7 protein-coding genes and 1 pseudogene are annotated in these 12807 nt (G+C 56.5%); 1 reads left to right on the forward strand and 7 read right to left on the reverse strand.

The genetic code is table 11. From position 1 onward, the window contains the following. The 6 genes and pseudogenes from ACF8AM_RS02210 to pyrF all read right to left on the reverse strand — a co-directional run. Window positions 1-952, reverse strand: a 952-nt coding sequence (locus ACF8AM_RS02210) for a hypothetical protein (protein ID WP_392554070.1), incomplete at its 3' end; no start/stop codon positions are given. A gap of 120 nt (window positions 953-1072) precedes the next feature. Beyond that, window positions 1073-2569, reverse strand: a complete 1497-nt coding sequence (locus ACF8AM_RS02215; RefSeq protein ID WP_392554071.1) for a quinol:electron acceptor oxidoreductase subunit ActD — start codon at window positions 2567-2569, stop codon at window positions 1073-1075. Between the two features lie 85 nt (window positions 2570-2654). Beyond that, window positions 2655-4076: an NrfD/PsrC family molybdoenzyme membrane anchor subunit gene (gene nrfD / locus ACF8AM_RS02220; protein ID WP_392554072.1), complete on the reverse strand. Its 1422-nt coding sequence runs from the start codon at window positions 4074-4076 to the stop codon at window positions 2655-2657. Window positions 4077-4136: 60 nt separating this feature from the next. Then, the gene (locus ACF8AM_RS02225) at window positions 4137-7544 is read right to left on the reverse strand and encodes a TAT-variant-translocated molybdopterin oxidoreductase (protein ID WP_392554073.1); all 3408 of its coding nucleotides are present in this window, start codon (window positions 7542-7544) and stop codon (window positions 4137-4139) included. A gap of 70 nt (window positions 7545-7614) precedes the next feature. Next, window positions 7615-8319: pseudogene (locus ACF8AM_RS02230) on the reverse strand (cytochrome c3 family protein). A 612-nt stretch (window positions 8320-8931) separates the two neighbouring features. Further along, complete coding sequence (gene pyrF, locus ACF8AM_RS02235; protein ID WP_392554074.1) at window positions 8932-9837, reverse strand: orotidine-5'-phosphate decarboxylase; 906 nt, start codon at window positions 9835-9837, stop codon at window positions 8932-8934. Window positions 9838-10412: 575 nt separating this feature from the next. Here pyrF and ACF8AM_RS02240 point away from each other — a divergent pair. Beyond that, complete coding sequence (locus ACF8AM_RS02240) at window positions 10413-11597, forward strand: response regulator (protein ID WP_392554075.1); 1185 nt, start codon at window positions 10413-10415, stop codon at window positions 11595-11597. Window positions 11598-11684: 87 nt separating this feature from the next. Here the strand turns inward: ACF8AM_RS02240 and ACF8AM_RS02245 are convergent, their stop codons facing one another. After that, window positions 11685-12290, reverse strand: a complete 606-nt coding sequence (locus ACF8AM_RS02245) for a hypothetical protein (protein WP_392554076.1) — start codon at window positions 12288-12290, stop codon at window positions 11685-11687. Between the last annotated feature and the right edge of the window lie 517 nt (window positions 12291-12807).

Below are 12807 nucleotides of genomic sequence, written 5' to 3' on the forward strand. Positions count from 1 at the left end.
CCCAGTGAAGAACCATCAGCAAAACCGAGACGTTGAACCATCCATCGGTCGACCGGGTGTAGAACCAGTGTGTTTCCTCAGGAATGTTCGCGTACCAAATCAGCATGTATTGGCTGAATGAGATGTAACCCCAGAAACAAATGAACCCGAAGATCAATTTGCCCAGGTCGTGGTAGTGTTCCACCGTGACTTCATCTCGCATCGCACCGGCACGTTGCAGCAAGAAACTGAACAAGCAAACGGCGCAGTGAGCGGACAAGATGCTGCCCGTGAAGATGTAAACGCCGAACATGGTCGAAAACCACATTGGTGCGAGACTCATCACCCAGTCAAACGCGGCGAATGACGTGCAGAACGAAAAGGCGATGACAGCGGGACCACTGCGAGCCTGCAGCTTTTCGGTGATCGTGATTTCGCCGGTTTCGTCTTGGCGTTGGCTACCGCGGTAATACCACGCGGCAATCCCACACCAAACGGTCAAGTAAATGACGGAGCGGAAGACGAACCAGTTGGGGTTCAACCATAGTTCTTTTTGCTCCCAGATCACCTTGGGAATCCCATGATCCGCTTGGTAGCCGTCGACCGACCACGCGTACAGCGACCCGGTGTAAGCCGAGACCGCGATGGGAATGAACAGCAACGCCAGCGGGATGACCATGATCATCATCAGTTCCGCGACACGCCGAACCACAACGCTCCAACCGGCCCGCGTCAAGTGTTGAATCAGCACGAAGAACAACGACCCAATCGCGAGGGTCAGGCAGTACATGTAAGCCACCAAGTATGATGACATTCCAAATCGGCCACCCACGGCCGAGTTTGAAAAGAACGCACCGCCGACCAGTGCCACGATGCCCCCGATGATCATGGGCAACGACAACCCGGCCAAGGAGGCGGGAAGTTGGAATGCCGGGTCATCGGCAGGCTTGATAGCGACCGCTTTATGTGACATGGGAGATGTGAGGGCTGAGACTAAGTGATGGAATGATTGGTTGTGATGCCGGTTGACCGGCATCCGATGTTTTTGTTTCGCGGCTCAGACGGTGATCCGCCTGCTGACCGCAAAAACGGCTTACTCGGCTTCGGCAGCTTCCGCGGCCTTGGCTGCTTCGGCTTCCGCGGCGGCTTTCAACTTGGCTTGAACCTCCGCCTGTTCCTTTTCGATTTTCGAACGCTGTGAATCAGGAACCTCTTCCAACGTCGCGTTCTGACTGGTTTGCAAAGCTCGCACGTAAGCCACGATCGCCCAGCGATCCTTGGCTTTGATCTGAGACGCGTAACCGGGCATCTTGCGAACACCGTTGGTGATCGTGCTGAACAACTTGCCGTCGGGGTACACGTCCGCGTACAGCGTTGGGTCATGCATGTTCGATGGTGGCGTCCAAGTGGTCGCCAAAATTTTCTGGGCCCGGCGATTGACCAAGCCGTTTCCGCGTCCGTTCATGCCGTGGCACACGGAGCAGTAAATGTTGAATTGTTGTTGCCCGCGAGCCAAAGCTGCTTCGCTCAATTCCAGCGGGTTTTCCGTCAACCAAGGTGTGTTGTCAGTGGCTTCCGCAGCCACGGGCTCGGGCGTTTCAGCAGCGTCTTCTTCAGCGGTTTCATCCGCAGCCACTTCGTCTTCGTCATCCACGGCAACGTCGGACTGCATCGCAACCAACTGGGCTGCTCGAGGAGCATCGATGCTGGCCAGTTCGTCCATGTCGATGCCGGTCTTGAAGTTCAGATCCCAATCCATCTCGCCGCGGCGAACAGTTCCGGGAACGTCAGGGCGCATCGCACGGCCATCAGCGAACAAGGTCGTCGTTTGCTGAGCGTCTTTCGACGGCGAGAAGTCCATGTCTGGGAAGATGTGGAAACGAGGCGAACCACTCTTCGTCACTCGCATTCGCAACACAGACAATGCGGGGATGGCGGACAAAAAGATCACAGTTGCCAACGCAATCAGCAATCCCTTGGGAATGACCTTGGACGAGTCGTCTTCGAGTACCGGCTCAATGAATTCACCGCCCAATTCACCCAGCAGTGCTTTCGCCCCCGCTTCATCAAATCTCGAATCCTTGGCATCCAAGAACAAGAAGAACGTGTCGTCGGTCGCACGATCAAATCGCGGACTGGTGAACATGGGGTTGCTGAATCGGGGCAGACCATTGAGGGCCCACATTCCGAAAAACGTCCCGAAGGAAGCCAACAAAATGGTCAACTCAAACGTGACCGGGATGAACGCCGGCAACGAAATGAACGGCTTGCCCGAAATGATGTACGGGTACTGAATGCCTTCGAACAGATCCGTTTGACCGTTCAAGCTGATCTGCATCAACAGTGCGATCGTGGTGCCAGTCAAACCCGCTGCCAAAGCGATCCATGGCAAGACCGTGGGTTTGATTCCCAGCGCCGTGTCGATCCCGTGCACCGGGAACGGCGTGAACGCATCCGCTTTGGTGTAGCCCGCGTCACGAACACGACGACAAGCCGCCAGCAGCGAATCGACATCCGTGAATTCGGCAACAACACCGTGGACTTTTTTGTCGTCCGCCACTGTCTGCGGTTTGGGTTGGGATTCAGTCATGAGAAAAATTTCGATGAACGGTTTTCAGTGATCAGGATTCAGCACGTCAAAGAGGCGTCGGTCGCGAATTTCGCGGCCAACATTCTCAGTGGTCGTCCTCGTGCGAATGGTCGGCGTGAGCCATGTGCAATTCTTTGGCGAGTGTCGCCTTCGTTTCGGCCATGTTGACGATCGGCATCAAACGGCAGAACAACAGGAACAAGGTGAAGAACAATCCAAACGAACCAATCAACATGCACCAATCGACCCACGTTGGGCTGAAGTAAGCCCAAGCACTTGGCAAGTAATCGCGTGAGAGACTGGTGATCGTGATCACGAAACGTTCAAACCACATCCCGATGTTCACGAAGATCGAAACGACAAACATGATCCAAGGTGTCGTGCGAGCCTTCTTCGACCAGAAGATATTGGGCGAAATCACGTTGCAGGTGATCATCGTCCAGTACGCCCACCAATAGGGCCCGAAGGCTCGGTTGACGAACGCGAATTTCTCTTCAGGGACTTGGCCGAACCAAGCAATGAAGAACTCCGTCCCGTATGCCAAGCCGACGATCAATCCGGTCGTCAGGATGATCTTGCACATGTTTTCCAAGTGCCGGATCGTGATCAGCTTTTCGATGTTGAAGATCTTCCGAGCGGGGACCATCAACGTGATCACCATCGCAAAACCGGAGAAAATTGCCCCGGCAACAAAGTACGGCGGGAAGATCGTCGTGTGCCAACCAGGAACCTGCGAAACCGCGAAGTCAAAGGACACGATCGTGTGCACGGACAAAACCAGCGGGGCCGCGAAAGCTGCCAACAGAGCGTAGGCCTTTTCGTAACGCATCCAGTGCCGGGATGAACCGCTCCATCCAAGCGCCAACACACCATAGGCAGCGCGTCGGAAGGGATTCTTGCTGCGGTCACGGAAGGTCGCCAAATCGGGACCCATCCCCATGTACCAAAACAACAGCGACACGGTTGCGTAGGTCGAAACCGCGAAAACGTCCCACAATAGCGGACTGCGGAACTGTGGCCACATCCAAAGGTTCAAACTGGGGTAAGGGGCCAACCAAAACGCGAGCCAAGCACGACCCACGTGAATGCCCGGGAACGTGCCCGCACACACCACGGCGAAGATCGTCATTGCCTCGGCCGTCCGGTTGATACTGGTTCGCCATTCCTGACGGAACAGGTACAGAATCGCACTGATCAGCGTTCCCGCGTGACCAATCCCGACCCAGAACACGAAGTTAACAATCGGCCAACCCCAGAAAACCGGCGCCCGGTTTCCCCAGACACCCACCCCGGTGTAAATCAGGTAGGCGATGCACAAACCCAACATCGTCGCCAAGTGAACGGAGACCAAAAACCCGATCACCCACGCACGAGATGGCGGTTGCTCGGCGATCTTGCAGACCGCTTCGGTGATCGAGTGATAATTCGTGTCGCCAAGAACCAGCGGTGCACGCTGACCGGGCCGATCGTTCGAATTATCCAGTCCGTTTGGGATTGCGAGAGACATGGAAAGGCTGAAAAAGGAGGGTTGATTTCGGAGTATGAAAGCGGCGTCGGGGGCGAATCCCTAAACGATCGGCAATTGGAACGGACGCGTCACGTTCCGGGTGTGCTGCTCTTCGCCATGAGCGTGATCGTCGTGACCGTGGTCGCCTTCGTCGTGACCGTGGTCATCGTGCCCATGTTCTTCATGGCCGTGTTCGCCGTGACCATGTTCGCCGTGATGCGGTGCCTCCAACGACAAATCATCGATCTGCTTGCGAGTCATCAAAGCAAACGGTGTGTTACGAATCCGAGCCTTGTAGGACGTCCGTGGCTTGACGTTGAGCTGACCCAACATGCCATAGCTGCGAATGTCGTCCTTGGCCTTGGAAACAGCCGATTCGGGATCTGCCACATTGCCAAACTCAATGGCATTGGTTGGACAAGCGGCTTGGCAAGCGGTGACGATCTCGCCATCGCGAACGGGTCGGCCGCCATCTTTGCGAGCATCAATCTTGGCGTGCTCGATGCGTTGGACGCAGTAGGTGCACTTTTCCATGACACCACGACCGCGAACGGTCACGTCGGGGTTGAGCACCAACTGTTGAAGTTTTCGATTCGCGGTTTCGATCGAGCCAGGGTAAGCATCGATGCCGTAACCAACGCCAACGTCTTTGTTGTAGTTGAAGTAATTGAACCGGCGAACCTTGAACGGGCAGTTGTTACCGCAGTACCGCGTGCCGATGCAGCGGTTGTAGGTCATCGCGTTGAGACCTTCGTCGGTGTGAACCGTGGCCGCGACCGGGCAAACCTGCTCACAAGGTGCCGTTTCGCAGTGCATGCAAGCGACCGGTTCTTGAACGATATCGGCAACGTCTGGATCGCCTTGGAAGTAACGGTCGATTCGCAGCCAGTGCATTTCACGGCTGTTACCGACTTGCTCTTTGCCGACGATTGGCACGTTGTTTTCGCTTTGACAAGCGATCACACAGCCGTTGCAGCCAAGGCACTTGGTCAAGTCGATCGACATGCCCCACTGTGGGATCTTTTCTTTGGTTTCTTCGATTTGGTTGATCGGCTCTTTCCAGAGTGAACCTTCTTCGCCGACCGATGGGACGTGAGGCCCCTTGGCTTCCGCGAACTCTGGCAGCTTCTTGAGCAGTTCCAATGTGCCTTCACGAATCAGGCTGAAACTGCGACTCTCGGATTCGCCGCGCCCGAGTTCATCGATCGCCCAGTGATCCTGGGTCGTGACCAATTCGTATTCCGTGTACCGAGGACGAGCCTCGACAGGATGAGCGTACAGCATCGAGTCGCTGAACCGGATCGGCGAAACGTCGACGCCAACCGGATCGACTTCCATTTCGACGGAACCGCCCACGGCACCGACGCGAGTTCGGCCGTAACCAATTTGTGTTGTGATGACGCCAGGAGCACAGCCAGGCATTTCATAAACTGGCAATTCAACGGTCGAGTCGCCACGACGAATCGCGACCATCAATCCGTGCTTGATTCCCAGTGCTTCTGCGGTGCGGGGGCTCATGACAGCGGCATTGTCCCAGACCAATTTGGTCAGGGCTTGCGGCATTTCCTGCAACCAACCGTTGTTGGCAAAGCGACCGTCGTAGAGAGCTTCCGAAGCGGTGAAGACGACTTCGATGTCATCTTGATCGACATCCAATGTGATCTCTGGGAGCTCCCCGGGCAGATCGACCGAGGTCTCGCCAGCCGACACTTCTTCCGCTGAGACGACAACGTCTTCCGAGAACCCATCGTGCAACAGCTTGCGCCATTGGCGATCGCTGATAGCAGATCCCGAAACCGAATCCGCGGTGCGGCGAACCAGTTTTTCACCGTCAGTGACTTCTTCGTCCAACATCAACGCCAGGACTTCTGCAGCGGAGCGTCCACCGAGAAGCGGCATGATTTGTGGCTGACAAACGCCGTAGTGACCGTCGATTCCGACGCAGTCGCCCCAGGATTCCAGGGGGTGACTCATGGGCAACGACCAACTGCATTTTTCAGCGGTTTCGTCGTCGTAGATGCCCAAGTAAATCGAGTGCTCGAGTCGCTCGAGAGCCTTCGTGAAATCCATGTCACCCGGTGCGGTGTGGATCACGTTGGTGTCGACGAACATTACCGTGCTCAGGTCGCCGCTGTTGATTCGGTCAAACGTTTCTTTCAGCGAAAGCTGGTTCTTCAGTTCCGATCCGGCAATTGGACGGAAAGTTTGAATGGAACTGAGCGAACCCAGGTTGGCGTTCATGTCGATGCCAGCAACGATCGCATCGGCACCCAGCGTTTCGCCAACCACGACCACACCCTTGTCGCCTGCGGCGGCCAAGTCAGCCGCGGCGGCATTCAGGAATCGGTCCAGTCGCGCCGCAGGATCGAGCTCGTTGTACGCCGCACCGTCTTCGGGCAGGTTTTCAAGGTCGTACTGCTCGCCCAGCGTTTCGCCGGCTTTGACTTTTTCAACACGGCGTCCAAGCTCAGCCAAAACGGCTTTCATTTGGCTGGGGCGAATCGCGATGCGAACGTCCGCGGCAGCTCCGGTGGTCGTGTACCCGCCCTCGGCGACGTACAGACGACTCATCTCGCCTTTCGTTTCTTCTTGCATCGGATCGCGTTTCGCCGCGAACGTGCGTGAATTGGCTTGGCTGCCCGTGTCGCTGCCCAGGAAGTCCGACTGGAAGGACACGATGACTTCGGCTTCGGTGAAGTCAAACTTCTGTGCGGCTGGTTTCCCGAAGACACGCTGAGTGGCTTCGTTCATCAAGCCACCGTCGATCGGCTCGTACACGCAAACCGATGCAGCAGGCAGTTTCTTTTGCAGTTCGCCGATCATCCGCAGCGTGGTGGGCGACGTCGTGGGCGACATCATCACCGCGACCGATTCGCCTTTGCCGACCGACCGCAACAACGCCTGGCCGTAATTCGCGAACGCGTCCCAGTCGGATTCAATGCGACGCTTTTCGCTGTCGTCAAATCGGATGGGAACACCGGCTTCGCCGCGGGCGCGATCGGGATCGTACAGTCCCAGCACGCAGGCTTGGGCGTACGTGCCCGCCCCGCCGCCGGCAGGATGCGATGTATTTGGTTCCGCCTTGATGGGGCGACCATCGACGCAGGTGATCAGCAAATGCTGGACTTCACCGGCCAGTTCAAAGTTCGTGGCCGCTTGGTACGTTTCGCCCGGCACACGATCCGCAGGACGCAGCACGAACGGCGCGATCAGTTCCTCGGGGTAACGACAACCGGCGGCACCTGCCATGGCCAGCGAGGCACCCATGATTTGCATCCATCGACGACGCGAAACGCCCTCGGGGAACTCGGACGCTGCCACCGGAAATTCGCGATGCAAAAAATCGTTGACGAACGCGTCGTCTTGACGAAGTTCCGACAAGCTTCGCCAGTACTGCGGTTTGCCAGCAGCGGACGAGGAAGAGGCTTCGGAAGAATCGAAACCGGCGTCTTGGGTCGAAGTGGTCATGGGGTGGAATCTTCTCAGTTCAGTTTGCGGTGAGTCAGCCGAATACAGCGGGCCGGTTGGTCTTGATGGACTATCGGTGACAAACCGCACAATGGACTTGTGGATTGATGTTGTGTTCTTCTCGGTGGGCTTTCGCGATTTCTTATTGGTTGGCGTTTTCACCGCAGTCGTGGTCTTCCGCTTTCCAATCGAGTTTGGTGACCAACTCAACCGGGCGAAGATGTTCGTTCGGGTTGCGGTGACAGGTGATGCACCATGCCATCGACAACTGCTCGTGTTGATACACGACTTCCATTTGGTCGATGCGTCCGTGACAGGACACGCAACTGACGCCTGAATTCACGTGAGCGGCGTGGTTGAAGTAAACGAATTCAGGCAAGTTGTGAATTCGCTTCCAAGCCACACTGCGGCCCGTTTTCCAGCTCTCATGGATCGGTGCCAACTTCGCACTTTCCGTTCGAACCGCACCCAGAGCAGTCTGGCCGTTCTCTGCGGCAGGCGAGTGGCAGTTCACGCAGGTTGCCGTTGGAGGCACCGCGGCGTGAGCAGCATCAAACACCGTGTTGTGGCAATACCGACAATCCATTTTCAACTGTCCCGCGTGAATCGCGTGACTGAATGGGACCGGTTGCGTCGGTTGATAACCCACGTTGAGTGTTTGAGGGTCCGTGACCAATCCACCCATAGCAGCGGCATATACGCCCCCGCCAACAATGGCCAGTCCCAGAACGCCCAAGAAGGGATTGACCCAACGTGGAAACAAAAAACGTTTCATGATCGATCCAAATCACTCATCAACGGAAACCAATTCCCAACCGCAGTTTGCACCCGAGGGACCACCTCGATGTACAACACGTCTGAGCAACGTTGATGAGACAAGAAAAAGTAATAGAGCATCCGCGCAACTCCTGCCGACGCGGGCCGGGATTATCAGTCGGAAACACCTGCGATGGCAAGGCCAGCGAACGATCAGCGACATTGTGTCGCACAAAAAAGTGAAGCTCGACCGACAATACCGGCCCTTGACTCCGAAAGCCCAACACCTACGCATATCCGCAGCCCCAGCCAGCCCCACTCACGGAGGACCAAAACAGGGCAACGAGGGGGCCTGGGCGAACTGGCCAACAAGGCTGGCGACCCAGCAAGGCAGAGCAAAACGAAAACCCGACTCGCGATGGCCGGTGGATTCAATCCCAACCCAAAGCGCCAGCGAGGGTCGACCCTATGCGCGAGATGGTCCGGCGCGAGCTGCGGATTCTATCCCAACCAGAAGCGTCAGCGAGGGATCGCGTGCCATTGCAATGAGCCTGCGGGTCCCTCGCTCACGCGTCGGGTTGTGAATTCGAACCAACCAATAACCCAGCGAGCCAGGCCAAATCTCGCGGCATTACCCCTTGAGCTGCTCGTTCATCTGGACCGTCGCGGACCGGACCGCGTCCTGCCAATTGCTCTCATCCGCGGCAACCGAAAACTCTTCGCGCTGATGGGCGAAAATGATGTGCCGAGAACTGTTCACAACCGCCCCCGTCCGGTTCTCATCCAAAGCCCCCAACACATCCTTGGCCGATCCGCCCTGAGCCCCAAAACCGGGCACCAACAGAATACTGTGCGGCATCGCCTTCCTCAGCTCGACCAATTGCTCGGGGTATGTCGCTCCAACAACAGCCCCCACCGGGCCATACCCATTGTCATCCAACCGAGGCTGATTCAGCTCGGTGACCAACTCGGCCACCGACTGATAAATGGTTTTGCCCTCCACACTGAGATCCTGCAGATATCCGCCGCCGGGATTGGACGTCTTCACCAACACAAAGATCCCCGCATTTCGGCGGTCGCAAACATCGACGAACGGTTCCAAGCTGTCACGCCCTAGGTAAGGGCTGACGGTCAAGGAATCGCTGCCCCACGGCGAACGATCCTCGCCGGAACTGCCGAGGTAAGCGTCCGCGTAAGCCGTCGCTGTGCTGCCGATGTCATTGCGCTTGCCATCCGTGATGACGATCAAGCCCGCTCGATTGGCGTGCGAGATCACCTCGCCCAGCGAAATCATGCCTGCTGGGCCAAGCTGCTCAAAAAAGGCCGCTTGAGGCTTCACGCACGGAACCAAATCCGCCACCGCATCGATAATCTCACAGCAAAACTGCGTGTAGGCAGCCGCCGCCAAGTCTTTGCGATCCCCGGAAACGGTGTCCCGAATCGGCTTGGGCAACTGTTCCAATCGCGGGTCCAACCCCACGCAGGTCACTGATCCGGTCCGCAAAATTGCCGCATTGAGCCGCGTGGCAAATGTCATCAATCACATCCCATTGAAATCTGGTTTGAAACAGACGGAATGCTATCGGATCAGAGACAAATTGTCGGCCCAGCCTCAAAGGCTTTTTATCGGGTGCTGCTAAGTCAATTTCGCAAAGCCCTGCGAAGTTCGCTCCCCCTCTTCACTGGAAACCAAATGTTCTTGGCCCCTGCCGAAGCCGCACACTGCAGTCAATGTGATTCACGCACCAGTGCTGCGTCCCTCGCAAAATCGGAACATTCCGAATCCACGGGGTTGCTCAATCCCATACAGATCGAACAACCCGCACCAGAGACATAGACTCGCGTTCACGAGCCAAGATTCCTTGAGCCAGAACACACTTCCCCCCCATTGCGAACTAGCGTTCCTCATGCGAGTCGCCCAGAAACTCAAGGCACGAGCTTCAACCGACTCGCAACCCACACAACCAACCCAAGATGGCACGCCTTGGAACGACCCGTGTGGCCAAATTGCCAAATGGGCAACAAAGATTCCCAAGCACCGCGACCACAAGACCTCATCCTCTTGAACGGCCGGCGCCAAATGAAATCCAAACAATCGAGAGGGGCAACCAGATGGCCGAGAGAATCCTGTTCGTTGACGACGACCCAATCCTGCTGAAAATCCTCGCAGAGATGGCCAGCCAAAAACTCCCGGCCAGCTACCGCGCCCACACGGCAGAAGGCGGCAAAGCGGCAATCGAAACCACCGACAAGCAAGGACCTTTTTCGGTGGTACTCGTCGACAAGCAAATGCCCGACATGGACGGAATCGAAACGATCGGGGCGCTTCGCAACAAGATGCCCAACGCGGTATTCATCATGTTGACCGGCAACAAGGATCTCGAAACCGCTATCCAAGCCGTCAACGATGGCAAGGTTTTCAAGTTCCTGACAAAGCCATGCGATCCCGACCAAATCATTTCAACGATCCAGGAAGCGCAGGCACAACACAACTCCCAGGTTTCCACCAAAGATCTGTTGAGCGGAACCTTTGCCGGGACCTTGGACTTGATGACCGATCTGATTGAGATGCCCGACGGACGCAACATCGACACGACCCGCATGCTGGAATCGATCAGCGAACTCGCCAAGAGCCTTTCAATTGACATCGGCTGGGAAGAGAGGATTGCGACGCGTGTCTGCTTGGTTGGACTGGCCATCCTCTCGCCGCAGGAGGCCGAGGAATTCAGATGCCTGGACCCAACATCCGAAAGACACAAAGAACTATTCGCGAAGACCTGCCGGATATCCGCGAATCTCCTCAAAAAAATCCCGCGACTGGGATGGATCGTTGACCTGCTATGCGCCGTGCCAAGAGCGGAAGGATTCCGTGAATCAGGACGGCGAATCGAAGCCTCTGCACTGCTATTGAGAGTGGTTTTCTACTGGAACTCCCTGACCACCAAGGGTCTTTGCGTCGAAGCCGCTTCCTCAACGATCCAACAGATCCTGCCAAACCTGTCGAACAACATGATCAATGCGATGGAATGTCTTCATGACAACCGAGACACGCTGTGCGTGAGGCGACTTCCCATCAATCAACTGCACCCTGGGATGATTCCCTATGAAACCATTTCGATTGACGAAGGCTGCAAAGTCATCACGGGAGGCCGCCGCCTCACTGTCCAAGTGATTGCGAACCTCATGAACAACCCGGCTTTCAACGAGCGAGAGGTTGCCATCGTGGAAAGCTCGATCGAGCCAGGCGTCCTGCAGGCCAAGAAAGACACCCCAGCAGAACGCGGCGTGCTGGTCTGAATCAATCCACTGAAATCGGAAGCCGACAAAGCAGCCAACGACGGAACGCCGCGCCAACGGACAACCCCGTCAAGCGACAAGCACCTACTACGCGGCAGCCAATCGACCTGCCTGCTCCGTTCGCGCCAGCAACCGCCCGTCATCCAACCATTCAGTGACAAAGCACTGCCCCTGCAGAGCCTGTAACTCCACTCGGACTGGCACCAACTCCGGCAACGCGTCGCCAGCAGCACACTCACGCTCGCGAAAACCGCCCGAGACATCGCCATCCCATTTAGTCGCCAGGGCAAGCTTCATCCCGGCAGTGGTCAAAGGGTCGATGTTCTGCGGAAACAGATCCGCCTCCGGGTCAGCAGATGCAACATCCATCGCGTGCCAGCGACCATCGGTGAACTTCACCCAAACCTTGATCCCCAACAACGCGTTGGGCAAAGAACTGTTGTTCACGATCGCCAGATCCAACCAGTACTTCAGCACGACCTGATGGTCGCCCGGCGACACCCGCCTGAATGTCACGGCGTCTTCCATCGCCATCAACATTGTGCCCCGCAGGCCTGTGACCGTGCACGCAGCCAACTTGGCTCGCTCTCGATTGGCTCGCACCAGCCAGAAATAGAAGGTCGACGCGACGGCAAAGAAAGATGCCAACAACGACAAACTTTCGCGAGCCATTCCCATGTCTGTCCAAGGCATTTGCATTCTCCAGCGATTCGAAACCCAACTCTCTCGGTCTACCGAAGCGGCGCCAACGGGCGAAAGAGTGAATCCCAGCCCAATCAATCACACAGCACCCAACCACCCGTCCGAGTACTGCCGCCCACCGAAAAACAATAGTCGCAAATCATTACACGCAAGCAACGCAACGCGTCATAACAGACGAAGAAACATCGCCCACGAGACTTCCACCATTAAACAAATCACGAAACAAATCGACGCAAAACATCTACAGACCTTCAAAAACAACGTGACGCAAAGGATTCCACCCGCATTTTTTTTCGCGATCAAATGAACGTGCGACTCCCTCGTGACACTCCGTAGGGAGCAGAAATGGCCTCAACGATTTCTCGCTAAAAATCGACGTTGCCCACCGCCACCAGCTCGATAGTCTGACCCTGTCGCACCAAGGGCCAGTGCCGCGACACCCCCCCTCCATTTCGCAAAGGGACCACCCCCAAAACATCGACGTCACCCATCATCCACCGAACGACTC

This window comes from Rhodopirellula sp. JB055 (assembly GCF_043100905.1).
Taxonomy (GTDB): Bacteria; Planctomycetota; Planctomycetia; order Pirellulales; family Pirellulaceae; genus Rhodopirellula.